The following is a 24,301-nucleotide window of genomic DNA, read 5'->3' as shown; positions in this document are numbered from 1 at the left end:
AGCCGGATCAGAGAATCCGAAGCCTGCCCTGCTCATCATTGGCGGTCTTGAAACAAGCCACCGGACCGGAGTCCGAATGTGGGTCGGCCTCCAGCCACGTTCATTCTCTCACACCCGGGCTGAAAGGCTGCGGAAGCCGGCGTAAATGATCCGCGGATGTGCACGCTGGCTGGATACCCTTGGCTGCAGACCGCCTTCAGGTGTCGGCGTTACAATCGGGCAAGGAGCACCCCGAAGCAAAGGACGCCACACACCATGCCCAGCATTTCCCCGCACGGCACCGACACGCCGGCCGCCTCCCCCGACGCCGAACCGTCACCGGCGGCCTCACCTTCCGCGCCGCCCATGACGCGCAACCGGCCGTTCGGCTGGCTGCTGGTCATCACCGGTGCCATTGGCTGGCTTGCCTCGGGAACGCTGGTTTTGGAAAAGCTTGAGGTCCTCAAGGATCCCAACCACACCACCGTCTGCGACGTGAATCCGTGGATCTCCTGCGGCCAGGTCATGCAAACCTGGCAGAGCTCGGTGTTCGGGTTCCCCAACATGTTCATTGGGATCGTGGCGTTTGCCATCATCATCACTGTGGGAATGGCCCTGTTGTCCGGCGCCACGTTCGCGCGTTGGTACTGGGCGGGCCTTCAGGCCGGCGTCACTCTCGGCTTCGCGTTTGTGGTGTGGCTGTGGTCCCAGGCCCTCTATGACATCCACGTCCTGTGCCCGTTCTGCATGATTGTCTGGGCCGCCATGATCCCGCTGTTCGTCTGGGTGACCATCCGGAACATCACCCACGGCGTCATCCCGGCCTCCGCCGGCGCCGCCCGTGTCCTGGGTGATTCGGGCTGGATCATCACCGCGCTGCTCTACGTGGCGGTCATCGCCACGATCTTCTTCGCCTTCATCCAGGTGTTTGCCGGAACCTCGGGCTTCTAGTACGCACACAAAAGCCCCCGCTTCCGAAGAAGCGGGGGCTTTTGTGTGTTGGCCTGTTAGTCCTGGAACCAGATCTTGATCTCGCGCTCGGCCGAGCCCACCGAGTCGGAGCCGTGAACCAGGTTCTGCTGGACCTTCAGGCCCCAGTCGCGGCCGAAGTCGCCACGGATGGTGCCGGGGGCGGCCGTGGTGGGGTCGGTGGTGCCGGCCAGGGAGCGGAAGCCTTCAATGACGCGGTGGCCTTCGAAGATCGCGGCCACTACCGGGCCGCTGAGCATGAATTCCACGAGCGGCTCATAGAACGGCTTGCCCACGTGCTCCTCGTAGTGCTGCTCCAGGAGCTCGCGGCTGGCGTCAACCTTCTTCAGCTCGGCGAGGGTGTATCCCTTGGCCTCGATGCGGCTGAGGATTGCGCCGCTGAGGTTGCGGGCCACGCCGTCGGGCTTGATCAAAACGAGGGTGCGCTCAATGCTCACAGTTGCTCCAATGCGTTGGTGGGGGTTTCGGAATAAGTCTACGAGGCCGGCGGGGTGTCCCCGTGCGCCGCGTTCCATTCGGCCTGTTCGCGTTCACGCTGCGCGGACTCCGAGTCGATCCGGATGCCGGTACGGATCCCGTACCACCAGGCCAGGCCGAACAGGGCGCCCACCAGGAACATCATGGGTTCCACGATCCCGGTGAGGATCAGCACGATCTGCAGGATCCAGCCCAGTCCCACGCCCCACGGCTTGGACAACACCGCACAGGCGAAGACCATGACCAGGCTGAGGGCAATTCCGGTCCCCAGGATCAGGGCCGGCGGGAACTCACCACGCTTGAGGCCGAACACGGCGAGGGTGGCAAAAAAGACCACAAACGCCTCGAGCAGCAGCACGGTGGAGGCAAACATCACCTTGGTGGATCGGCGCTTCCTGGGCATCCCCGGGCGCCATTCACGCTGGGCTTTGGTCAGCTTTGCCATGGCTAGGCCTCCGTCTTTCCGAGCAGGATCCGTGCCTCTGCCACCAGGGTGATGGAACCTGTCACCAGTACGCCGCCGGACAGGTCATCGTTGGCTTCGGCACGCTCCACCGCCCACTCCAGGGCGTCGTCGAGCTTCTCTGCAATGTGGATGTTGTCTTCCCCGAAGCCCATCTCCACAGCCAGCTCCGCGAGTTCGGCCGCGGGTACGGCACGCGGGGAGTTGGACTGGGTGAAGCAGTACTCCTCGGCAAGGTCGCCCAGGGACTCCTTAAGCTGGCGCAGGATCTCTTCTGCGTCCTTCTCCTTGAGGACCCCCACCACCGGCACAAGCCGGGTAAAGGTGAAGGCCTCCTGGATGGCCTCGGCCGAAACCCTGATACCGTCCGGATTGTGGGCGGCGTCCACGATGATGGTGGGCGCCGTCCGGACAACCTCAAGGCGGCCCGGGGACGTGACGGAGGCGAACGCCTCCTGCAGCACCTCGGCATCCAGTTCCTTTTCGCCGCCGAAGAAGGCCTCGAGTGCTGCCACGGCCACGGCCGCGTTCTGAGCCTGGTGAGCACCGTGCAGCGGCAGCAGCAGGTCAGGGTAGCGGCCGGCGATGCCCTGGATGCTGACTACCTGCCCACCCACGGCAACGGTCCGGGATTCGACGCCGAATTCCACGCCTTCGAACCGGAAGGGCACCGCCACTTCCTTGGCTTTTTCAAGCAGTACCTGGGCCGCGTCCACGGGCTGGGCCGCGCTGATGAGGTAGCCGCCGGGCTTGATGATGCCCGCTTTTTCGTAGGCGATGTCCTCGGTGGTATCGCCCAGCAGGTCCGTGTGGTCCAGCGAGATGGGCGTGATCACCGAGACTTGGCCGTCGCCCACGTTGGTGGCGTCCGTGATGCCGCCCAGGCCCACTTCAATGACGGCCACGTTGACGGGCTGGTCGGCGAAGATGGCGAAGCCCAGGATGGTCACGCACTCAAAGTAGGTGAGCCGGGGCTCCCCCGCCGCCGTGAGTTCGTTATCGACAATCTGCAGGTACGGGCGGATTTCGTCCCAGATCCGGACGAACGTTTCGTCGGAGACGGGATGGCCGTCGATGCTGATCCGCTCGGTGACCTTGGACAGGTGCGGGCTGGTGTAGCGTCCGGTGCTCAGGCCGTGGGCGCGCAGCCCGGCCTCGATCATCCTTGCCGTGGAGGTCTTGCCGTTGGTTCCGGTGACGTGGATGATCGGGAACGCCTTGTTGGGCTCCCCCAGCACGTCCATGGCCCGGAACAGCGGTGCCAGGCGCGGTTCCATCTTGTTTTCGGGCGCACGGCCCAGCAGTTCGGCGTAGACACTCTCTACGGAGAATTCGTCGGTCATATCCTAGGCCTCTGTCTTTTCGACGGTGATGCGGGGGTCGCCGGATTCCGCCGGAACGGTATCCAGCTCAAGGGTCAGGGTCTCAGCCTTGACCAGGCCAGCATTGGCCAGCAGGGCATTCAGCACGGCCTGAGTGGCAGTGACGCTTGTCCGGATGCGGTCGCTCACGTTCAGCCCGGCGTCCTTGCGCGCCTGCTGGATGGCGCGGACCATGTCGCGGGCCAGGCCTTCTGCTTCAAGCTCCGGCGTGACTTCGGTGTTGAGCACCACAAAGCCGCCGCCCGGCAAGACTGCAGCCGCGCGTGAACCGGCGCCTTCCGCAGCCTCCGCCACCACGGTTTCCAGTGTGTACTCCTGCGGCTCCAGTTCCAGGCCACCGGCGGTGACCACCCCGTCTTCGGAAACCGACCAGTCACCGGACTTGGAGCCCTTGATGGCCTGCTGGACGTTCTTGCCCAGGCGCGGACCCGCTGCCCGGGCATTTACCACGAGCTTCTGCTCGATGCCGAACTCCTCCGGGGAGGCGCTCCCGGCGTCGAGCAGGCGGACCGAACGGATGTTCAGTTCATCTGCGACGACGGCGGCGAACCCTTCCAGCGCATCCGCGCCGGGTGCCACCACAGTGAGCTCCTGCAGCGGCAAGCGGACACGGAGGTTCGCTGCCTTGCGGAGCGAGGATCCGGTGGAGCAGATCTGCTGCACGCGGTCCATCGCTTCCACGAGGGCGGCGTTGGACGGGAAGAGGTCCGCGTCCGGCCAGTCGGCCAGGTGCACGGAGCGGCCACCGGTCAGGCCGCGCCAGATCTCCTCGGAGACCAGCGGCAGCAACGAGGCGGCCACGCGGGACACCGTCTCCAATGCGGTGTAGAGCGCGTCGAACGCGTCAGCGCTCTCATCGAAGAAGCGCTGGCGGCTGCGGCGGACGTACCAGTTGGTAAGCATGTCCAGGTAGCTGCGCAGTTCGTCGCAGGCACCGGAGATGTCGTAGCTGTCCAGCTGCGAAGTCATGTTGCGGACCAGGTCGCCGGTGTTGGCCAGCAGGTACTGGTCCAGGGTGTCGGCGTAGCCGTCGTAGCGGAGTTTGGCGTCATATCCGGACGCTTGTCCTGCAGCAGCGTTAGCGGCGTTCGTGTACAGCGTGAAGAAGCTGTACACATTCCACAGCGGCAGGATGACCTGGCGGACGCCGTCGCGGATTCCCTGTTCGGTGACCACCAGGTTGCCGCCGCGCAGGATGGGGCTGGACATCAGGAACCAGCGCATGGCGTCGGACCCGTCGCGGTCCAGGACCTCGGAGACGTCCGGGTAGTTCCGCAGGCTCTTGGACATCTTCTGCCCGTCCGAACCCAGCACGATGCCGTGGCTGATGACGTTCCGGAAGGCCGGCCGGTCGAACAGCGCCGTGGAGAGGATGTGCAGCATGTAGAACCAGCCGCGGGTCTGCCCGATGTACTCCACGATGAAGTCGGCCGGGTTGTGCGTGTCGAACCAGGCTTCGTTCTGGAACGGATAGTGCACCTGGCCGTATGGCATGGAGCCGGAGTCGAACCACACGTCCAGGACGTCCTCGACGCGGCGCATCACGGACTGGCCCTCTTCGGGGGTCCGGGGATCGTCCGGGTTGGGGCGGGTCAGTTCGTCGATGAACGGGCGGTGCAGGTCGACCTGGCCGGCATTGTTCAGCGGCAGGCGGCCGAAGTCGGCCTCGATCTCGGCCAGGGAGCCGTAGACGTCGGTGCGCGGGAATTCGGGGTCGCTGGACTGCCACACGGGGATGGGGCTGCCCCAGTAGCGGTTGCGGCTGATGGACCAGTCGCGGGCGTTGGCCAGCCACTTGCCGAACTGGCCGTCCTTGACGTTGCCCGGGATCCAGTTGATGTCCTGGTTCAGTTCGGACATGCGGTCCTTGAACTTGGTGACTTCCACGTACCAGGAGGACACGGCGCGGTAGATCAGCGGGTTCCGGCAACGCCAGCAGTGCGGGTAGCTGTGCTCGTAGCTGGCCTGGCGGACCAGCCGGCCCTGGGCGCGAAGCACCTGGGTGATGGGCTTGTTGGCTTCGAAGACCTGAAGGCCCACGATGTCATGCAGGTCGCCGTGGCTGAACAGCGGCAGGAACTTGGCGCCTTCGTCCACGGACAGGACCACCGGGATGCCGGCCTCTTCACAGACCTTTTGGTCATCTTCACCGTAGGCAGGAGCCTGGTGGACGATGCCGGTACCGTCGGTGGTGGTGACGTAGTCGGCCACCAGGAAGCGCCAGGCGTTCTGGGTGCCGTACTTTTCGGCGTCGCTGAAGTCGTTCCAGAGCGGCTGGTAGGCCACGCCCTCAAGCTCGGCGCCGGTGTGGGTTGACGTCACGGCGGCCTCGGCGGAGTCCGCATCCTCATAGCCCAGGTCCTTGGCGTAGGCGGCCAGCAGGTCAGCGGCCAGCAGGAAGCTGCCGGTGACAGGGGCGTCGGGCGAGGCGGCCTTCACACCATTGGGACCGGCCGGGAGCACGGCATAGGTGATGGCAGGCCCGACGGCGAGCGCCAGGTTGGTGGGCAGCGTCCAGGGCGTGGTGGTCCAGGCGAGCGCCTGCACGCCGGCCAGCTGCTGTGACAGCGCGGACTCCCCCGCCGTGATGGGAAACGTGACCGTGACGGTCTGGTCCTGGCGGTTCTTGTAGACGTCGTCGTCCATGCGCAGTTCATGGTTGGACAGCGGTGTTTCGTCCTTCCAGCAGTACGGCAGGACGCGGTAGCCGTTGTAGGTCAGGCCCTTTTCGTGCAGCTGCTTGAAGGCCCAGAGGACCGATTCCATGTATTCGACGTTGAGGGTCTTGTAGTCGTTGTCGAAGTCCACCCAGCGGGCCTGGCGGGTGACGTAGCTCTTCCACTCATCCGCGTACTTCATCACCGAGGCACGGCAGGCGTCGTTGAACTTGTCGATGCCCATGGCTTCGATCTGGGTCTTGTCCGTCATGCCCAACTGCTTCATGGCTTCCAGTTCGGCCGGCAGTCCGTGGGTGTCCCAGCCGAAGCGGCGCTCGACCCGGCGGCCGCGCTGGGTCTGGTAGCGGCCCACCAGGTCCTTGGCGTACCCGGTCAGCAGGTGTCCGTAGTGCGGGAGGCCGTTGGCGAAGGGAGGTCCGTCGTAGAAGACGAATTCGTTGCTGCCGGGTTCGCCGCCGGGCGCGTCCGCGCTGCGCTGGTCGATGCTCGCCTGGAACGTGCCGTCCTGGTCCCAGTACTTCAGGATGCGCTCTTCGATCTCCGGGAACTTCACGGAGTGGGAGACACCAGCGGCTGCGCCGGTCGAAGCAGTGGCCGAAGGGGAGGCTGAGGCTTTGGGGTAATACGTCATTCTCGACATCCTGGGTTGAGCTGGTGAACCGTCCAGCCGTTGCTGGATGGTTCCGTTCAGGATGCGAGGACGGCTCTTGTTCAGTCCTGGGACTGAACGCTCACCGCGGTACCACCTCACTTACCGGCACTCCACCTGCTCCACAAAGGGGGCTGCTGCAGTACCGGCCGCTCATTACTGCTGTGACGGGCATACCCGTCCGGGTCTAGTGACACGGACTGCCAGATGCCTGGCGGCCAGTGCGTTCTTCCGGAAGCTCACCGGTGATAGCCGGGTCGTAGCCAGCTTTGAGTCTACTATCGCCGGGCTGTCCCCGCCATTCCCCTGTCCGCGCCGGGATAGGGGGGATGATTAGGGGCCCGGGTTCGTTGGTAGACGCCGATGCGCGGCCAATAATGGACGGTATGCAGACGGCCGGTAGGCGCGGGCAGGGCAAACGGTTCCGGCGTGCCAGCGCCTGGTTCTGCTGGGCCGCGGCGGCACTCCTCTGCCTGCCGGGCGCCGCCCTGGCCCTGCTGCGCCTGCAACAGGTGGACATCGGCACTCCATGGATCCGCTGCTGTCCTTTTTTCCGGCCAGCCTTGCCATCACGACGGCGGCACTCGCTGCCGCCGTCGTGGCAGTTTGCCTCGATTCCCGGCTCAGCCGTACGGTCCTTGCCACGATGGTTACGGCCCTTCTGCTGTTGCAGCTGCATATGGTCGCTCCGAGCCTTATGCCGAGTGGTGGAACTGGCATGGCGCTGCAGGCCGCAGGAACTGCCCGCGCCCCCGCCCCGGCGCGCTTGGTCACCGTGATGGCCCTCAACGTTGGCACCGAAGGAGTTGACTCCACTACCCTCTTGACAGAGGTACGTGCCCGAAAGGTCGATATCCTGGCACTCCCTGAATTGCAGCCTCTCGGCCTGGAGGCCCTTGAGGACGCCGGACTCGCAGCCGTCTTCCCGTACCGTGCCGTGGACGTCGACTGGGCCGGCGTAGGCAGTTCGATCTTTTCCCGGTACCCGCTGCAGGTCTCAGGGCGCGTGCGTGGAAGTTCCTTCTACCAGAGCAGGGCGGTAGTGTCCGTTCCGGGCGTGGCCGGGGGCATTCACCTGACGGCCGTCCATGTCGCCTCGCCCCGTCCCGGGCATATACCCAACTGGCGCCAGGAGTTGCAGCAGTTGGGCGACCTAAGGAGGGACTTGCCCGGTTCTTCGCCGGCCATCCTGCTGGGCGATTTCAATGCCAGCCACGACCATCGCGAGTTCCGTGAACTGGTGGCCACCGGGCTGACGGACGCCGCGCAGGCATCGGGCAAGGGCCTGGCGCCAACCTGGCCGGCCGGCTTGCGTGTCCCGCCCTTTGTTGCCTTGGACCATGTTCTGGTCACTCCGGACATCCGCGTGCTGGATTTCGCCACTGTGGCCGTTGCGGGCACGGACCATGCAGGCGTTGTTGCGGAACTGGTGCTGGCGGAATAGGCAGCGAGGCACGCCAGCCTGCGGTCACTGCCTAGACTCGGACTTATGACTGCTTCGGCCCACGGGTCCACTGACGCGCCGACGTACAACGCGGTGGCCACTCCCCAACCGTCCGCCCCTGCGTCGGCGGGCGGCAGCCGGGTCTCGGCGGGCGGCAGCCGGGTCTCGGCGGGCGGCAGCCCGGTCAGGAATGTCCTGGCCTGGGCATGCCGCTGGCTGTCACTCCTGGCGGCCTTGCCTGTCCTGGTGCTCTCCGTCTTCCGGGCCGTCCCCGCCGAATGGCCCGTCCTGATAGTCCAGCTCCTGTCCTTCACTCCCTGGCTGGCAATACCTGCAGCGGTGGCCGTGGTCCTGGCACTGCTGGGCCGGAGCAGGTGGCTGCTGCTGTCCGCAGTGGCACTGTTGGGGTGCCAGGGCTTCTGGCTCTTTCCCCTCGATGCCGCCCGTCCCTCGCCAGCATCCGCGGTGGAGGCCGCTGGACCGGCGGTCACTGTTGAGCTCAAGGCGATGAACATCAACTCGGAGTATGGGCGGGCAGATTCTGCCAGCATCGTCAGGCTGGTCAAGGACAACGGCATTGGCCTCCTGACCATTCAGGAGCACACCCAGGCACTCGAGGATCGCCTGACAGCCGAAGGGCTGGACCGTCTCCTGTCCCACCGGGTCAGCGACCCTACGGATGACGGTGCCGGAAGTGCCGTGTACTCCAGCTACCCCCTCGAACTGGTGGGCGTCCTCCCTGACACGCCCTTCCGGATGCCGACGGTCCGGCTGACTGCCGCGAACGGCGCAACTGCAGCTGTCCTGGAAGTAACCAACGTCCATGCCCTGCCGCCGGTGGGCGCCAGGGTTGACCAGTGGCGGAGCGATCTGCGGGCGGTGGCCCGGCTGGCGGAGCGCCCCGGCAACAGGCTGCTCATCGGTGACTTCAACGCCACCTACGACCACTCAGAGTTCCGGGATCTCCTCGCCGGAGAGCAAGGCGGCCAGGGGCTGGTTGACGTGGGCACCGCCTCGGGATTCCGGCTGGTGCCCACGTGGCCGATGGACGGACAACTGTTGCCGGGGATCACCATCGATCATCTGGTCACCACCCGCCAGGTTGCCAGTACCGGATACCAGGTCCAGCCCGTGCCGGGGACGGACCACGCAGCAGTCCTGGCCACACTCGCCATCCCGGCCGGCTGATCAGGCCAGTAGCCCGCCCGGCGACCCATCAAACGGTCCGCCAGGCGGCCCCGGTGGAGCAGGTTCAGCCGTTCCCGTCAGCCCTTGCGGATCAGCTTGTGGTTGGCGGCCTGGGCAACGGGCCGGATCACGATCTGGTCCAGGTTGACGTGGTGGGGTGCGCTGACTGCGTAGCGGACGACGTCGGCCACGTCCGCTGCGGTGAGGGGTTTCTCCACGCCCTGGTAGACCTTCGCAGCAGCGCCCTGGTCGCCGAGGCGGTTGAGGGCGAACTCCTCGGTCTGGACCAGGCCTGGCGCCACCTCAATGACGCGGAGGTTATGCTCAGCTTCCTCCAGCCGGAGCGCGCCGGTGACGGCGTGCTGGGCGAACTTCGCGGCGTTGTAGCCGGCGCCGCCCTCGTAGGCGGCCAGGCCGGCCGTTGAGGTCAGGTTCAGGACAGTTCCCTCGCCGTTGGCGCGGAGCATCGGCAGGAAGGCCCGCGTGAGCTTCATGGTCCCCAGGACGTTGACCCGGTACATCCACTCCCAGTCCTCGGTGTTGGCGGCACCGACGTAGTCAGCGCCCCGCGCCCCGCCGGCGATGTTAATCAGCGTTCCCACACCGCCCGCTTCGGTGACACGGGCAAGGAGGTTCGCAACGTCGTCGTCCTCGGCGATATCAGCGGGAATCCCGACGGCGCCGGTCTCAGCTTCCAGCGCAGCCAGCCGTTCAGCGCGGCGCGCCACAGCGAAGACCGTCCAGCCTTCTGCCGTCAAGGCGCGGACCGTGGCCTCGCCGATCCCGGTGCTGGCGCCGGTCACAACTGCCGCCCTGTTCTGTGAAATGTTTTGTGCTGCCTGGTTCTGTGCTGCCGTGATGCGTGAATCCTCAGTCATGGCACCCACCCTAACGGCATCGGGACTACGGGTGCCCGCGTATGAACTCCAGTAACACCTGCGCGTGATTCGCCTCAGGATCCCGGGCACCATAGAGAAAGGTGACCCTGTGGTGGGTCGCCGCCAGCCCGCGGAGCGTGTCAACGGCAGGGTTGTGGTCGAGCTCCCGCAGGTACTGCCGCCTGAAGTCCCCGATGCGCTCCTTCATGTGGCCAAATTCCTTCCGGAGCGGCGGTGACGGCGCAATTTCCTTCAACCACAGGTCCAGCTGCGCGTTCTCCCTGCTGACCCCGCGCGGCCAGAGCCTGTCCACCAGAACCCGGCAGCCGTCGTCGTCCGCGGGCCGGTCATACATGCGTTTGATCACAAAAGTTTCCGCTGCTGAGCCCATAGGCCGCATGCTACTGCAGGCTCGGCGCCGCGGGGCGGATGAGTCCATGAAACAATTGCCAAATGGCTGAAGACACTCAGGGTACAGACACGCCCTCCACCGCCCCTATCAACGTTCCGGACAAGCCCGCCCTTGAGGGGCTCGAAGCTGCCCTCACGCAGCGCTGGCTTGCCGAAGGGACCTACAAATTCAACCCGGACACCACCCGGGAGCAGGTCTACTCGATCGATACTCCCCCGCCGACGGCGTCAGGCTCGCTGCATGTGGGGCACATGTTCTCGTTCACGCAGACGGATGTACTGGCCCGCTACCAGCGCATGATCGGCAAGAACGTGTTCTACCCGATGGGCTGGGACGACAACGGCCTGCCCACCGAACGCCGCGTGCAGAACTACTACGGCGTCCGGTGCGACCCGGCCATCCCGTACAGCGCCGACTACCGCCCGCCGGCGCAGCCCGCCAAGAACCAGCGCGACTTCGACGTCGTCTCGCGCCGGAACTTCATAGAACTGTGTGAAGAACTGGCCGTGGAGGACGAGAAGGTCTTCGAAAGCCTGTTCCAGCAGCTCGGCCTCTCCGTGGACTGGCAGCTGACCTACCGGACCATCGATGATGCGTCCCGTGAAGTCTCCCAGCGTGCCTTCCTCGCAAACCTGGCAGCCGGCGACGCCTACATGGCCGAAGCCCCCACACTGTGGGATGTCACCTTCCGCACTGCCGTGGCGCAGGCCGAACTCGAAGACCGCGAAGTGGCCGGATCGTATTACCGGTACCCCTTCTTCACCGAAGCCGGCGAAAAGATCTACATCGAGACCACGCGCCCGGAACTGCTGGCAGCCTGTGCCGCCCTCGTGGCAAACCCCGACGACGAACGGTACCAGCCGCTGTTCGGCAAGAAAGTCACGTCCCCCGTGTTCGGCGTCGAGGTTGAGGTCAAGGCCCACCCGCTGGCCAAGGCCGACAAGGGCTCCGGCATCGCCATGGTGTGCACCTTCGGTGACCTCACCGACGTCACCTGGTGGCGCGAACTTCAGCTGCCCACCCGCGCCATCGTGGGCCGCGACGGACGGATCATCGGGGAAACCCCGGACTGGATCACCACCGACACCGGCCGCACCGCGTTCGAAGCCATCGCCGGTAAGACCGTCTTCAGCGCCAAGGAAACGGTAGTGGAGCTCCTGGCCGCCGAGGACCTGATCGACGGTGAACCGAAGAAGATCATGCACCCGGTGAACTTCTACGAAAAGGGCGATAAGCCCCTCGAAGTGGTCACGTCCCGCCAGTGGTACTACCGCAACGGCGGCCGCGACGAAGAACGCCGCGAACGCCTGATCGCGCGCGGCCACGAGATCGACTTCCACCCCGCCTTTATGCGGTCCCGCTACGAGAACTGGATCTCGGGCCTGAACGGCGACTGGCTGGTCTCCCGCCAGCGCTTCTTTGGCGTGCCCATCCCCGTCTGGTACCCGCTGGACGCCGACGGCAACCCGCAGTACGACACCCCCATCGTGCCCACGGACGAGCAGCTGCCGGTGGACCCCGCCGCCGACGCCGCGCCTGGTTACGGCGAGGCGCAGCGCGATGTTCCGGGTGGCTTCACCGGAGACGCCGATATCCTCGATACCTGGGCGACGTCCTCCCTGACGCCCCAGATCGTGGGCGGCTGGAGCCGGGACGGGGACCTCTTCGCCAAGGTGTTCCCGTTCGACCTGCGGCCCCAGGGCCACGACATCATCCGCACCTGGCTCTTCTCCTCCGTAGTACAGGCCGACGCGCTGCAGAACGTTGCCCCCTGGAAGCATGCGGCCATCTCCGGCTGGATCCTGGACCCGGACCGGAAGAAGATGTCCAAGTCCAAGGGCAACGTGGTGGTTCCCACCGACGTGCTCGACGAATTCGGTTCCGACGCGGTCCGCTACTGGGCTACCTCGGCCAAGCTGGGTGCCGACACGGCCTACGAGATCGCGCAGATGAAGATCGGCCGCCGGCTGGCCATCAAGCTGCTGAACGCCTCCAAGTTCGTGCTGAACCTTGGTGCCACCGAGAATTCAGTCGTCTCCACGGATCTCTCCGTCCTGACCAACCCGTTGGACCGCGCAGTCCTGGCACAGCTGGCCGACGTGGTGCGCCAGTCCACCAAGGCGTTCGAGAACTACGACTACGCCCGTGCCCTGCAGATCACCGAGAGCTTCTTCTGGCAGTTCACCGACGACTACGTGGAACTCATCAAGGACCGCGCCTACGGTGCCGCCGGCGAAGCTGAGCAGGCATCGGTCCTGGCCGCCCTCGCCACGAGCCTGGACACGCTGCTGCGCCTCTTCGCCCCGTTCCTGCCGTTCGCCACCGAAGAGGTCTGGGGCTGGTGGCGCACCGGGTCCGTGCACCGCGCCGCGTGGCCCACCGCCGTTGAGGTGGACGGCGACACCACCCTGCTGGCCACCGTCGGCACGGCCCTCAGCGGCGTCCGCAAGGCCAAGTCCGAGGCCAAGGTCAAGCAGCGCACTGAGGTCCTGTCCGCCACGATCACGGCGTCAGAGTCCCTGACCACACAGCTGAAGGCCGGGCTGGGCGACCTGAAGGCGGCGTCGAACGCCCGTGAACTGACCCTGGTGGCCGGCGACGGTGAACTCACGGTCAGCGACGTGGTCCTGGCGGCTCCCGAGGAGCAGCCCACCGCCTGACTGGAGCGGGGCCCCAGGGGCCCCGCTTCGAAGCATCAGCCTGTTTTTGGGCAAAGGGGAAGCCCCATCAGCGTTTTGCCGTTGGTGGGGCTTCGACTTTTCGGCCATCTGGTGACGTCTTGATGGTCTGGCAGGATCCTTGGATCTTCAGGTCTTCCTACCTCGTCACTGGTAGCTTATATCTGACTTTGCCGAAGGCTGCGTCGGATATATATCACTGAATCTTTGGTTCCTGCGTCTCACTTCTTTCGAAGTGGGTAAGAACTATTTTGGTCCCGCCGATGGGGATGCGCAAGAGCCCTGGAGGAACTACATCAGAGTAATTCTTTCGGGGCTCTTTGCGGGCTCCGAAACGGACCTCCGGCGAACTGGTGTCAGTTAAATTCGGGGCGTTCGCTGCGGCTGCGCTTGATCTCGAAGAAGTGCGGGTAAGCGGCCAGCGTGACCGTGGCGTCCCATAGTTGCCCGGCCTGCTCGCCGCGCGGGATGCGGGTCAGCACGGGACCGAAGAAAGCGGTGCCGTTGAAGGCTACTACGGGCGTACCGACGTCCTGGCCCACCAGGGAGATGCCTTCTTCATGGCTGGCTCTCAGCTGGGTATCAAAGGCGTCCGTGGCTGCAGCGTCCGCCAGGCTGGCCGGCAGTCCACAGTCGGCCAGTGCCTTGCTGATGACGGTGCCGAAGTCCTTTTCCCCGCCAAGGTGGATCAGCGTGCCCATGGCGTCGTACAACGGTTTCACCACCTGGTCGCCGTGCTGCTCTTGGGCAGCAATGATGACCCGCACCGGGCCCCAGGCCTTATCCATGGCTTCGCGGTAGGCGGGCTCAAGGTCGCGGCCCTCGTTCAGGACGGCGAGGCTCATCACGTGCCAGACCGTTTTGATCCTGCGGACTTCCTCCACCTCGCTGATCCAGCGTGACGTGATCCAGGCGAACGGGCACAGCGGATCGAACCAGAAATCGGCCTGGTTGGTGGTGGTTTCAGTCATGCGTCAGTCCTCGGTGTTCGTCAGTGTAGTGGGAGCCGGAGTGTGGCAGGGGTCAGGCGGACTTGCGTCGCTTGGTCACATGCGGAATCAGGGTGGGCTCGGCCTTGCTCAGGACAACGTCGGCGGTGATGACCACACTGGCCACGTCCTCACGGCTGGGCAGGTCAAACATGACCGGCAGCAGCACTTCCTCCATGATGGCCCGCAGGCCACGGGCGCCGGTGCCACGTTCCAGGGCCTGCTCGGCGATGGCATTAAGGGCATCCTCGTCGAAGACGAGGTCCACGCCGTCGATCTGGAACATCTTCTGGTACTGCTTGACCAGCGCGTTCTTGGGCGTGGAGAGGATCTGGATGAGGGCGTCCCGGTCCAGGCTGGAGACCGTGGTGATCACGGGCAGGCGGCCGATGAATTCCGGGATCAGGCCGAACTTGAGGAGGTCTTCGGGCATAACCTCGCCATAGGAGTCCACTTTATTGCTGGCATCGTTGAGCGGCGCGCCGAAGCCGATGCCCTTGCGCCCGGAACGCGAGCCGATGATCTCTTCCAGGCCCGCAAAGGCGCCGGCCACGATAAACAGCACGTTGGTGGTGTCAATCTGGATGAATTCCTGGTGGGGGTGCTTGCGTCCGCCCTGCGGCGGCACCGATGCAACGGTTCCTTCGAGGATCTTCAACAGGGCCTGCTGCACACCTTCACCGGAGACATCCCGGGTAATGGAGGGGTTCTCGCTCTTGCGCGAAATCTTGTCGATTTCGTCGATGTAGATGATGCCCTGTTCGGCTTTCTTGACGTCGTAGTCCGCCGCCTGAATGAGCTTGAGGAGGATGTTCTCCACGTCTTCACCCACGTAGCCGGCCTCGGTCAGCGCGGTGGCATCGGCAACAGCGAACGGAACGTTCAGCCGCCGCGCCAGGGTCTGGGCGAGGTAGGTTTTGCCACAGCCCGTGGGGCCGATCAGCAGGATGTTGGACTTGGCGATTTCGACGTCGTCATGGTGGCCGCCGTCGGCGAGGCTGCCGCTCTTCGGGGCGTGGCCGGCCTGGATCCGCTTGTAATGGTTATAGACGGCGACGGCGAGGGACCGCTTGGCGGGTTCCTGGCCAATGACGTATTCCTGCAGGAAATCAAAGATTTCGCGGGGCTTGGGCAATTCGAAGCTGCCCAGATCGGCCACTTCCGCGAGCTCTTCCTCAATGATCTCGTTGCAGAGTTCAATGCATTCGTCGCAGATGTAGACACCGGGCCCGGCAATGAGCTTCCGTACCTGCTTCTGGCTCTTTCCACAGAAAGAACACTTCAGCAGATCCGTGCTCTCGCCAATCCGAGCCATATGTGAACCCCTTTAGAATCTTGCTGCCAGGCAGCTGTGCACCGTTGCTGGAATCGAGGCGGGCCTGGGAGGACCGGCCGTGACACCTTCCACTCTAGGTCACAATTGCCCGCAAGGGTGGAAAGCGAAGGCCGGTGCGGCCCAAATTGCTGGACCGCACCGGCCGTTGAAGAGCCTTGTTACCTGGTGATGGCCTGCGGCTTCATCTTGCGGGAATCAAGCACCTGGTCAATGAGGCCGTAATCGAGGGCCTCGGCGGCGGTCAGGATCTTGTCACGCTCAATGTCGTTGTTGACCTGCTCCGGGGTCCGGCCCGAGTGGTGGGCCAGGGTGTCCTCAAGCCAGGAGCGCATCCGCATAACTTCCGCGGCCTGGATTTCGAGGTCCGAGGCCTGTCCACCCTGGCCGCCGGAGAGGGCCGGCTGGTGGATCAGGACACGGGCGTTGGGCAGGGCAAGGCGCTTGCCCGGGGTGCCGGCCGCGAGGATCACGGCGGCAGCGCTGGCGGCCTGGCCGAGGCAAACGGTCTGGATCTCCGGCCGGATGTACGTCATGGTGTCGTAGATCGCGGTCATGGCGGTGAAGGAGCCGCCCGGGGAGTTGATGTAGAGCGTGATGTCGCGGTCCGGGTCAGTGGACTCGAGCACCAGCAACTGCGCCATGACGTCATCGGCTGAGGCGTCGTCGATCTGGACACCGAGGAAGATGATGCGGTCCTCGAACAGCTTGGTGTAGGGGTCCTGGCGCTTGAAGCCATACGGCGTGCGCTCTTCGAACTGGGGAAGTACGTAGCGGCTGGTCGGAAGGTTACCGGCAGTCGATCCGAAGTTGTACGTCATTTTTTGTTGCTCCTGATCTGAATGTTCGAAAATGCCGGGTTACTTCTCGGATGCCGACTCGCCGGAGGTGCCGTTGGCGGTTCCGCCACCGCCGGAGACGGAACCGGCGTGCGCCGCGATCTTGTCGAAGAAGCCGTATTCGAGGGCTTCGGCGGCCGTAAACCACTTGTCGCGGTCGTTGTCCTTGAGGATGGTGTCCACGCTCTGTCCGGTCTGGTCTGCAGTCAGTTCAGCCATGACCTTCTTCATGTGCAGAATCAGCTCGGCCTGGATCTTGATGTCCGAGGCGGTGCCGCCGATGCCGCCGGAGGGCTGGTGCATCAGGACGCGGGCGTTGGGGGTGGCGTAGCGTTTCCCCTTGGTGCCGGATGACAGCAGGAACTGGCCCATGGAGGCTGCCAGGCCGGTGGCGACGGTAACGACGTCGTTCGGGATGAACTGCATGGTGTCATAGATGGCCATGCCTGCGGTCACGGAGCCGCCGGGAGAGTTGATGTAGAGGTAGATGTCCTTTTCCGGGTTCTCGGCGGACAGGAGCAGCAGCTGCGAGCAGATGGCGTTCGCGTTGTCATCGCGCACCTCGGAGCCCAGCCAGATGATCCGCTCTTTCAGGAGGCGGTTGTAGATGTAGTTGTCCTGGGCGGCCGGATCGACAGTCGCCATCCGGGGGGCCTCTGCGTGCTGTGACATGTGTACTTACCTCTCGCTGGTGACGGTGACATCACTGAACTTCACTACTTGGACACTAACCGGTTTGATCACCGATTTGTTCGCCGGAATCGCGCTGTTCGCTGACGGCGCACGATCGCCGGGCAGCGTTGGAGCCGGGCCAATTGATGGAGTGCCGTTAACGAAGGCAGCCCCCGGACCGGTAGGTCCAGGGGCTGCCTTCAGTCGCACTGCCTGGGGCGTGCTAGAACTTCACAGCTGCCGGGTCGTCACTCGGGGTGGCCTCGGTCCCGGCGGTGGCGTCTTCAACAGCGTCCGTCTCGGTTTCACCGTCAACGGCCGGAGCCTCTTCTTCGCCGCCGGGGCGGACGAAGTCGCTGAGGTCAACGGCCTTGCCGTCAGAGTCGGTCACGGTGGCCTGGCCGAGGACCACGGCCAGCGCCTTGCGGCGGCGGACCTCGGAAACCATCATGGGGACCTGGCCGCTCTGATCGATGATCTGGGCGAACTGGTTCGGATCCATGCCGTACTGGCTGGCGGTGGAGACGATGTAGTCGATCAGCTCGTTCTGGCTGACATTGACTTCTTCCTTTTCGGCGATCGCGTCGAGGATGATTTCGTTCTGGAAGGCGCGGGCGGTGTTGGCCTTGACCTCTTCGCGGTGCTCCTCGGTGTCGTGCTCGCCTTCACCGTGGCCGCTGCCCTCCTTGAAGTGGGCTTCGAGCTGCTCTTCAACCACAGAGTCCGGAACCGGAACCTCAACGAGCTCAACGAGCTTGTCCAGCACCTTGTCGCGGGCCTCTACGCCCTGCTCAACAACTTTGGAGTCAGCAGCCTGCTTGGCCAGGTCCTCGCGGAGTTCAGCAAGGGTGTCGAACTCGGACGCCAGCTGGGCGAAGTCGTCGTTGGCCTCGGGGAGCTCGCGCTCCTTGACGGCCTTGAGGACAACCTTCACCTGGGCGGACTCGCCGGCGTGGTCGCCACCCACCAGGGTGGTGTCGAAGATGGCGTCTTCGTCAACGCTCAGGCCGGTGACGGCTTCGTCCAGGCCCTCAAGCATGGTGCCGGCGCCTACCTGGTAGGACAGGCCGGAAGCGGAGTCGACGTCGGCGCCGTCGATCGTGGCGGTGATGTCGATGGTGAGGAAGTCGCCATCGGCAGCCGGGCGGTCCACGGACTTGAGCGTGCCGAAGCGGCCACGCAGTTCGTCCAGCGCCTTGTCCACGTCTTCGTCGGAGGATTCCGCAGCAGCTACCTCGACCTTGATGCCGGCGTAGTCCGGGAGTTCGATCTCCGGGCGGACATCAACCTCGGCGTGGAACTTCAGTTCCCCGTCCGTGGAGGTGGGGTCCGGAACTTCGGTGATCTCAACCTCGGGACGGCTCAGGGGGCGGATGCCGGATTCCTGCACCGCTGCCTGGTACCAGCCGTTGAGGCCTTCGTTGATGGCCGTCTCCAGGACGTAGCCGCGGCCGACGCGCTGGTCGATCAGCTTGGAGGGGACCTTGCCCTTACGGAAGCCAGGGACCTGGATCTGCGAAGCAACAGTCTTGTATGCCTCGTCGATGCTGGGCTTCAATTCCTCAAAGGGGACCTCAACATTGAGCTTGACCCGCGTGGGGGTGAGGTTCTCGACAGCGCTCTTCACGGTCTAAGTACTCCTGGGTTTGTGGGATGGGTATCTGCAACGCAATTTTCTGCCCAGGCCGTTTGCACGATCCAGGCCGCAGAGTCGGGGTGACAGGATTTGAACCTGCGACTTCCTGCTCCCAAAGCAGGTGCTCTAGCCAAGCTGAGCTACACCCCGTAAGTGCACAGGCAAGTCTACGGTGATTCTGGTGCTGATTGCACATTTGACACGTGGGGCATGAATTAGGTTTAGTTGTATCCGGCTTCAACAGCCAGCCCGAAGAAACGCAGACAGCCCGGAAACGTGGCTAAGCTGGACTTCTCCGGGGACGTAGCTTAATGGTAAAGCCTCAGTCTTCCAAACTGATTACGCGGGTTCGATTCCCGTCGTCCCCTCCATATGAGCAGGGCCCCCAGTGGGGCCCTGCTTTTTTATTGCCTGACTCTTGTTGCCACTGCCCGCAGCCGCGCTAGTGCAGGCAGCCGCTGCTACTGCTGGCAGCCAGGGCACCAGTAGAGCTTGCGGCCAGCCAGTTCCGTGATGGCCACCGGAGCCGCGCAGACCCTGCACGGGAGCCCTTCCCGCTTGTATACGTAATGCGCGTCGTCACCGGACGGAAGGGCGGCGCCTTCCGCCCAATACCCCGCCGGTGTGGTGATGATCCGCCCGTCGCGGACGCCGTCGGCCATCAGCACGGCGGTGTCGTCCCACAAAAGTCCGGCAGCGCTGCCCTGCAGGGCGTTGCCCGGCAGCCATGGATCCAGTCCCTGGCGGAAGAGCACTTCGGCGCGGTAGACGTTTCCGACGCCGGCTATCACCTTCTGGTCCATCAGCAGGGCAGCGATGGGCGTCTTGCGGGACAAAACGCCCGTCACGAACCGCGTCCTGGCTTCGGGCTGGTTCCGGAGCGGGTCCGGACCGAGACGGGCCAGGACGGCGCCCGCCTCGGCCTCGGTGATGGCAGCGCAGGTTGTGGCACCGCGCAGGTCAGCCCAGCCGTGGGCGCTGACCAGGCGGACACGGACGGCTCCCCGTGGCTCGGGAGGTCCCGCGTATTCGGCGGTCCCGTCGTCGTCGAAGACCTCGCGCTCCCCGATCTTCCGCGGCGCGCCGATGCTGGACGCCCCGAGGAACGTGGCATCGCCGCCGAAGTCCCAGGCGCCGTAGAGCCCCAGGTGGACGTGCAGCACCACCGCGTGGTCAAAGTGCAGGAAGAGGTGCTTGCCGTGGGCGCGCGAGTCTGTCAGGATGTGGCCGTCCAGCAGCGCAGCGCCGGCGGCGAACCTGCCCTGCGGACTGCTGACAGAAAGTGCTTCGCCGGTAAAAACATCGCCGAACTGTTGTGCGAGCCGGCGGACCGAATGGCCTTCGGGCACTACTCGACAACCTCGCCGGTGGCTTCATAGGCAGCGATCTTGCCGATCCGGCGGACGTGGCGTTCGTCGTTGCTGAACGGCTCGGCGAGGAAGGCTTCGATCAGTTCCGTTGCTTCCTCAACAGAATGCTGGCGCCCGCCCACGGCCACAACGTTTGCGTCGTTGTGTTCACGTGCCAGTGTGGCGGTGGAACGGTTCCAGGCCAGGGCCGCGCGCACGCCCTTGACCTTGTTCGCCGCAATCTGTTCGCCGTTGCCCGAGCCGCCCAGGACGATGCCCAAAGCATGCACCCCTGCCTGCTGGTCAGCCACCACGGCGAGCGCAGCATTGATGCAGAAGGAGGGGTAGTCGTCCTGCGCGTCGTACTCTTTGGGACCGTGGTCCACCACGTCGTAGCCCTTGGCCGTGAGGTGACTGACCAGGTGGGCGCTGAGTTCCATGCCTGCGTGGTCGGTGGCGATGTGGACGCGCGGGAAGGCAGGGGAAGAAGTCACAGCAGTATCCGTTCGTTTCGGCGCCGGGGCCAGCGGTGCTGGTTCAGGCCAGGGTCAGATCAACACGGACAAGGTTACTAGGACTCGGGCTCCGCAGCACCTGCGCCGGAGCCACCGCCGTGGGCCCTTGCCGCGACACGGGTCAGCACTTCGGCCAGCCGGGCGGCCGTCGCAGGACTTCCGCCGCTGACGGCCACGTTGTGGCCGTCCGTTTTGCGGACGACGACGGCGGGCCCGCTGCTGACCAGCATTGCGGCGGTGCCGCCGTGGTTGCGGTAGCCCCACCCGCCATAGTCGGCCGCCCGGACGTCCGCGGCGCTGGCAGCGGAAATCGCGGCCGCTGGGACGTCCATGACCGGCAGGACGCCGGCCACCAGCACGCGCAGGCCCCGGCGGTCCGCTTTGACCCGGGCGAAGAGGAAGGCAGCGGCCACCACAGCAACGGCCGCCACCAGGGCACCAAGCCAGGGCAGGGCCACCACAATCAGCGCGGCCGGAAAGAGGCTGGCAACAGCGATCATGACAAACACCGAACTCCGGGCGTGCACCCAGAGCCGGTAGGTATCCCCGGCCAGTTCGGGATCCAGTTCACGGGCGAGGGCGAGCTCCAGGGCCCTGTCATCCTCGGGTGTCCATTGGCTGTCAGCTTTGAAAACAAAACCCAGAATGACTCCCAGCGACAGTGCCGCGCCGCTTCCCACCGCGAGGACGATCATGTCCACGTGGGACTCCCGGGCATCAGCGAGCCCGGTCTGGCCTACCAGTCCCGCCGCCAGGACAGCGGTAATGAACAGGCTCAGGAACAGTCCGGTGCCCATCATGATCCGCCGCATCACTGCGGGACGGGACACGGGCACCGCCTGGGACAGCACCAGCCACCCGGCGGCGATGATCAGCAGCGCGCCGCCCCACGCGTAGGCGCCGAAGGGCGCAAAGTAGGCGCCGCCGTCGGCCGTCCAGCCGATCGCCACCGGGTCCGGAAGATCGGCACGCAACAAAAACGCGCTAAACACAAAAGCCGCCGCCAGGACCACCGGAAAGCCGACTGCGAACCGCAACGCCTTGGCATCCACCGAATCCCGGAACTTTCCCATGCATTAACGCTACTCCCGCCAGCGGCCGTGACAGAATGACTTCACTTGTGCCGGTGCAGGCCACCGCCCGCCGGCAACCGAACCCTTCTGGAGGACCCACTTGCCAGGTATGAACCTGACTCGCGCCGAAGCCCGCGAGCGTGCCGAACTCATCAACGTTGACTCTTACGACGTCATCCTGGACCTCACCCGGGGCGAGGAAGTCTTCGGGACCACCACTACGGTGAAGTTCACGGCAGTGCCCGGTTCCTCCACGTTTATCGACGCCGTCACGCACACCGTGCACAGCGTCACCCTCAACGGGAACGCCCTGGACCCGCAGTCCGTCGCCGACGGTGCCCGGATCCAGCTGCCGGACCTGGCAGATTCGAACGAGCTCACGGTGGTGGCCGAAGCGCCCTACATGAACACGGGCGAAGGGCTCCACCGCTTCGTCGATCCGGTGGACAACGAGGTCTATCTGTACACCCAGTTCGAGGTGCCCGATTCACGGCGGATGTTCGCGGTCTTTGAACAGCCGGACCTCAAGGGCACCTTCGCGTTCACCGTCACGGCGCCCTCACACTGGGATGTCATCTCCAATTCCCCCACCCCCGTGCCGGTAGAGACTACGCCCGGGGACGGTGGCGGCGCCCGTTCCGTCTGGACGTTCTCCCCCACCCCGCGGCTGTCCTCGTACGTGACGGCACTCATCGCGGGACCGTACCAGTCCGTTCGCAGCGAAGTGGCCAGCTCCGACGGCCGCGTGATCCCCCTGGGCGTCTTCGCCCGGAAATCACTCATGCAGTACCTGGACGCAGACAACATCTTCGACCTGACCCGGCAGGGCTTCGAATTCTTCGAGGCGCAGTTCGGCGTCGCCTACCCGTTTGAAAAGTACGATCAGCTCTTTGTGCCCGAGTTCAATGCCGGCGCCATGGAGAACGCCGGGGCCGTCACCATCCTGGAAGGCTACGTTTTCCGCAGCAAAGTCACCGGGGCACAGGTCGAACGCCGGGCCATCACGGTGCTGCACGAACTGGCCCACATGTGGTTCGGTGACCTGGTGACCATGCGCTGGTGGAACGACCTCTGGCTCAATGAGTCCTTCGCCGAATACATGTCCCACCTCGCCGCGGTGGAGAACACTGCCTTCACCAGCGCGTGGACCACCTTCGCCTCCGTGGAGAAGTCCTGGGCCTACCGCCAGGACCAGCTGCCCACCACCCACCCGATCTTCGCCGAAATCAACGATCTCCAGGACGTGGAGGTCAACTTCGACGGGATTACCTACGCCAAGGGCGCCTCAGTGCTGCGCCAGCTGGTGGCCTGGGTGGGGCCGGAACAGTTCATGGCCGGCGTCCGCGAATACTTCGCCAAGTACGCCTGGCAGAACACCGAGCTCAGCGACCTCATGGTGGAGCTGGAAAAGGCCAGCGGCCGCGATCTTGACCGGTGGGGCCGGCTCTGGCTGGAGACCGCCGGCGTCAACACGCTCAAGCCGGAACTCGAGGTGGACGCCGACGGGAACCTGACCGCGTTCAGCATCGTCCAGTCCGCAGTGGCGGAATGGCCCACCATCCGTCCGCACCGCCTGGCGGTCGGGTTCTACAACCTCAACAGCGCCGGCAAGCTCGAACGCGTGCACCGTGAGGAACTCGACGTCGACGGCGAGCGCACCGAGGTGCCTGCCCTGGCGGGTCTGGCACGGCCGGACCTGATCCTGGTCAACGACGACGACCTCGCCTACGCCAAGGTCAGGCTGGACGGAAAGTCCCTCGCCACGGCCACGGCACACCTGAAGGATTTCAGCGAGAGCCTGCCCCGCACCCTGGTCTGGAACTCCGCCTGGGACGCGGCGCGTGACGGCGACACCCCCGCGCGCCTTTATGTGGAGCTGATCCTGGCCAACATAGCTGCCGAATCGGATTCCTCCGTGATTCTGGTCCAGTTGCGCCAGCTGGCCACCACCTTGAGCTTTTACGTCGCCGAAGAGCACCGCGAAGCCACCACTGTTGCTGCCGCAGACACGCTGTGGGACCTCTCCGGCGCAGCAGCCGGCGGGTCTGACGCCCAGCTGCAGTTTGTGAAGTCGTTTGCCCTGCTGGCTTCCAGCGGCGGCCAGCTGGACACTGTGGCCGGCCTTTTGGACGGCTCCGTGGCGCTGGACGGGCTGGCCGTGGACCAGGACCTGCGCTGGGAACTGCTCACGTCACTCGTTGCCGGCGGCAGGCAGGGCCAGGAACAGATCAACGCCGAACTGGAGCGGGACAACACAGCCAGCGGGCAAAACGCTGCCGCCCTGGCCCAGGCCGCGATCCCCACCCCCGAGGCCAAGGCCGCAGCCTGGGAATCGGTTGTGGTCACAGGAGATCTTTCCAATGCGCTGCAGGGTTCAGCGGTCACCGGCTTTATGCGGGTACTGGACCGGACGTTGCTGGAGCCCTACTCGGAAAAGTACTTCGAGGCCGTTCCCGGGATCGTCGCGAACCGCACCCACGCACTCGCCCAGCAGATCGTCGTCGGACTCTACCCGGCGCTGCTGACAACGCAGGAAACCGTGGACCGGACGGACCGTTTCCTGGCCGGACTCCCGGCGGACAGTGCGGCCCTGCGGCGCATGATGCTGGAGAACCGCGACGGCGTGGCGCGGGCGCTGGCGGCACGTGCGGCGGACGTGCTTCCGGGCGATGCGTAG

General features: G+C 65.0%; 19 protein-coding genes and 2 tRNA genes. 6 read left to right on the top strand and 15 right to left on the bottom strand.

The window, feature by feature from the left end; genetic code table 11:
* Positions 1–255: 255 nt before the first annotated feature.
* Positions 256–930: a vitamin K epoxide reductase family protein gene (locus tag J2808_RS20750; RefSeq protein ID WP_309820435.1), complete on the top strand. Its 675-nt coding sequence runs from the start codon at positions 256–258 to the stop codon at positions 928–930.
* Positions 931–986: 56 nt separating this feature from the next.
* Here the strand turns inward: J2808_RS20750 and ndk are convergent, their stop codons facing one another.
* Genes ndk through ileS form a run of 4 tightly spaced genes read right to left on the bottom strand, consistent with a single transcriptional unit; the run spans position 987 to position 6,600 of the window.
* Entirely contained in the window at positions 987–1,406 is a 420-nt protein-coding gene (ndk, locus tag J2808_RS20745) for a nucleoside-diphosphate kinase (protein ID WP_309820433.1), read from the bottom strand.
* A gap of 38 nt (positions 1,407–1,444) precedes the next feature.
* Positions 1,445–1,891, bottom strand: coding sequence for a DUF4233 domain-containing protein (locus J2808_RS20740; RefSeq protein WP_309820431.1), 447 nt, complete (start codon positions 1,889–1,891; stop codon positions 1,445–1,447).
* A 2-nt stretch (positions 1,892–1,893) separates the two neighbouring features.
* The gene (locus J2808_RS20735; RefSeq protein ID WP_309820428.1) at positions 1,894–3,252 is read right to left on the bottom strand and encodes a bifunctional folylpolyglutamate synthase/dihydrofolate synthase; all 1,359 of its coding nucleotides are present in this window, start codon (positions 3,250–3,252) and stop codon (positions 1,894–1,896) included.
* A gap of 3 nt (positions 3,253–3,255) precedes the next feature.
* The gene (ileS, locus tag J2808_RS20730) at positions 3,256–6,600 is read right to left on the bottom strand and encodes an isoleucine--tRNA ligase (RefSeq protein ID WP_309820426.1); all 3,345 of its coding nucleotides are present in this window, start codon (positions 6,598–6,600) and stop codon (positions 3,256–3,258) included.
* Between the two features lie 547 nt (positions 6,601–7,147).
* Between ileS and J2808_RS20725 the strand changes: the two genes are divergently transcribed.
* Positions 7,148–8,062, top strand: a complete 915-nt coding sequence (locus J2808_RS20725; RefSeq protein ID WP_309820424.1) for an endonuclease/exonuclease/phosphatase family protein — start codon at positions 7,148–7,150, stop codon at positions 8,060–8,062.
* A gap of 45 nt (positions 8,063–8,107) precedes the next feature.
* Positions 8,108–9,250, top strand: coding sequence for an endonuclease/exonuclease/phosphatase family protein (locus J2808_RS20720; protein ID WP_309820421.1), 1,143 nt, complete (start codon positions 8,108–8,110; stop codon positions 9,248–9,250).
* Between the two features lie 77 nt (positions 9,251–9,327).
* Here the strand turns inward: J2808_RS20720 and J2808_RS20715 are convergent, their stop codons facing one another.
* Entirely contained in the window at positions 9,328–10,128 is an 801-nt protein-coding gene (locus J2808_RS20715; RefSeq protein WP_309820419.1) for an SDR family oxidoreductase, read from the bottom strand.
* Positions 10,129–10,153: 25 nt separating this feature from the next.
* Positions 10,154–10,519, bottom strand: coding sequence for a DUF488 domain-containing protein (locus tag J2808_RS20710; RefSeq protein ID WP_309820417.1), 366 nt, complete (start codon positions 10,517–10,519; stop codon positions 10,154–10,156).
* A 62-nt stretch (positions 10,520–10,581) separates the two neighbouring features.
* Between J2808_RS20710 and valS the strand changes: the two genes are divergently transcribed.
* Complete coding sequence (valS, locus tag J2808_RS20705; RefSeq protein ID WP_309820415.1) at positions 10,582–13,200, top strand: valine--tRNA ligase; 2,619 nt, start codon at positions 10,582–10,584, stop codon at positions 13,198–13,200.
* Between the two features lie 374 nt (positions 13,201–13,574).
* Here the strand turns inward: valS and J2808_RS20700 are convergent, their stop codons facing one another.
* From J2808_RS20700 to J2808_RS20675, 6 genes are all read right to left on the bottom strand, one after another.
* Positions 13,575–14,189, bottom strand: a complete 615-nt coding sequence (locus tag J2808_RS20700) for a mycothiol-dependent nitroreductase Rv2466c family protein (RefSeq protein ID WP_309820413.1) — start codon at positions 14,187–14,189, stop codon at positions 13,575–13,577.
* 52 nt (positions 14,190–14,241) lie between these two features.
* A complete protein-coding gene (gene clpX, locus J2808_RS20695) occupies positions 14,242–15,522 on the bottom strand; it encodes an ATP-dependent Clp protease ATP-binding subunit ClpX (RefSeq protein ID WP_309820412.1) in 1,281 nt (426 codons plus the stop codon).
* 179 nt (positions 15,523–15,701) lie between these two features.
* A complete protein-coding gene (locus tag J2808_RS20690) occupies positions 15,702–16,361 on the bottom strand; it encodes an ATP-dependent Clp protease proteolytic subunit (protein ID WP_190988153.1) in 660 nt (219 codons plus the stop codon).
* A 39-nt stretch (positions 16,362–16,400) separates the two neighbouring features.
* Positions 16,401–17,024, bottom strand: coding sequence for an ATP-dependent Clp protease proteolytic subunit (locus J2808_RS20685; protein WP_309820537.1), 624 nt, complete (start codon positions 17,022–17,024; stop codon positions 16,401–16,403).
* 250 nt (positions 17,025–17,274) lie between these two features.
* Complete coding sequence (gene tig / locus J2808_RS20680; protein ID WP_309820408.1) at positions 17,275–18,678, bottom strand: trigger factor; 1,404 nt, start codon at positions 18,676–18,678, stop codon at positions 17,275–17,277.
* A gap of 84 nt (positions 18,679–18,762) precedes the next feature.
* A tRNA-Pro gene (locus J2808_RS20675) sits at positions 18,763–18,837 on the bottom strand.
* A gap of 147 nt (positions 18,838–18,984) precedes the next feature.
* Here J2808_RS20675 and J2808_RS20670 point away from each other — a divergent pair.
* Positions 18,985–19,058: transfer RNA gene (locus J2808_RS20670), tRNA-Gly, on the top strand.
* A gap of 90 nt (positions 19,059–19,148) precedes the next feature.
* Here the strand turns inward: J2808_RS20670 and J2808_RS20665 are convergent.
* From J2808_RS20665 to J2808_RS20655, 3 genes are all read right to left on the bottom strand, one after another.
* Positions 19,149–20,036, bottom strand: coding sequence for an Fpg/Nei family DNA glycosylase (locus J2808_RS20665; RefSeq protein WP_309820406.1), 888 nt, complete (start codon positions 20,034–20,036; stop codon positions 19,149–19,151).
* Complete coding sequence (locus J2808_RS20660; protein WP_309820403.1) at positions 20,036–20,530, bottom strand: ribose-5-phosphate isomerase; 495 nt, start codon at positions 20,528–20,530, stop codon at positions 20,036–20,038. Before J2808_RS20660 ends, J2808_RS20665 begins: the two co-directional genes overlap by 1 nt.
* A 77-nt stretch (positions 20,531–20,607) precedes the next feature.
* A complete protein-coding gene (locus tag J2808_RS20655; protein ID WP_309820401.1) occupies positions 20,608–21,624 on the bottom strand; it encodes a hypothetical protein in 1,017 nt (338 codons plus the stop codon).
* Positions 21,625–21,733: 109 nt separating this feature from the next.
* Here J2808_RS20655 and pepN point away from each other — a divergent pair, with 109 nt between their 5' ends.
* Positions 21,734–24,301, top strand: coding sequence for an aminopeptidase N (gene pepN, locus J2808_RS20650; RefSeq protein ID WP_309820398.1), 2,568 nt, complete (start codon positions 21,734–21,736; stop codon positions 24,299–24,301).

Origin of the sequence: Pseudarthrobacter sulfonivorans, from assembly GCF_031454915.1 — a bacterium.
In the GTDB taxonomy this organism is placed as follows: domain Bacteria; phylum Actinomycetota; class Actinomycetes; order Actinomycetales; family Micrococcaceae; genus Arthrobacter; species Arthrobacter sulfonivorans_C.
The sequence above is the reverse complement of the archived record's forward strand: the minus strand, read 5'-3'. Positions and strand labels throughout refer to the sequence as shown.

Excerpts from the sequence above, each read along its gene's own strand:
- J2808_RS20750 (WP_309820435.1), top strand. The coding sequence starts at position 256 with ATGCCCAGCATTTCCCCGCACGGCACCGACACGCCGGCCGCCTCCCCC.
- J2808_RS20740 (WP_309820431.1), bottom strand. The coding sequence starts at position 1,891 with ATGGCAAAGCTGACCAAAGCCCAGCGTGAATGGCGCCCGGGGATGCCC.
- J2808_RS20735 (WP_309820428.1), bottom strand. The coding sequence starts at position 3,252 with ATGACCGACGAATTCTCCGTAGAGAGTGTCTACGCCGAACTGCTGGGC.
- ileS (WP_309820426.1), bottom strand. The coding sequence starts at position 6,600 with ATGACGTATTACCCCAAAGCCTCAGCCTCCCCTTCGGCCACTGCTTCG.
- J2808_RS20725 (WP_309820424.1), top strand. The coding sequence starts at position 7,148 with ATGGATCCGCTGCTGTCCTTTTTTCCGGCCAGCCTTGCCATCACGACG.
- J2808_RS20720 (WP_309820421.1), top strand. The coding sequence starts at position 8,108 with ATGACTGCTTCGGCCCACGGGTCCACTGACGCGCCGACGTACAACGCG.
- J2808_RS20715 (WP_309820419.1), bottom strand. The coding sequence starts at position 10,128 with ATGACTGAGGATTCACGCATCACGGCAGCACAGAACCAGGCAGCACAA.
- J2808_RS20710 (WP_309820417.1), bottom strand. The coding sequence starts at position 10,519 with ATGGGCTCAGCAGCGGAAACTTTTGTGATCAAACGCATGTATGACCGG.
- valS (WP_309820415.1), top strand. The coding sequence starts at position 10,582 with ATGGCTGAAGACACTCAGGGTACAGACACGCCCTCCACCGCCCCTATC.
- J2808_RS20700 (WP_309820413.1), bottom strand. The coding sequence starts at position 14,189 with ATGACTGAAACCACCACCAACCAGGCCGATTTCTGGTTCGATCCGCTG.
- clpX (WP_309820412.1), bottom strand. The coding sequence starts at position 15,522 with ATGGCTCGGATTGGCGAGAGCACGGATCTGCTGAAGTGTTCTTTCTGT.
- J2808_RS20690 (WP_190988153.1), bottom strand. The coding sequence starts at position 16,361 with ATGACGTACAACTTCGGATCGACTGCCGGTAACCTTCCGACCAGCCGC.
- J2808_RS20685 (WP_309820537.1), bottom strand. The coding sequence starts at position 17,024 with ATGGCGACTGTCGATCCGGCCGCCCAGGACAACTACATCTACAACCGC.
- J2808_RS20655 (WP_309820401.1), bottom strand. The coding sequence starts at position 21,624 with ATGGGAAAGTTCCGGGATTCGGTGGATGCCAAGGCGTTGCGGTTCGCA.
- pepN (WP_309820398.1), top strand. The coding sequence starts at position 21,734 with ATGAACCTGACTCGCGCCGAAGCCCGCGAGCGTGCCGAACTCATCAAC.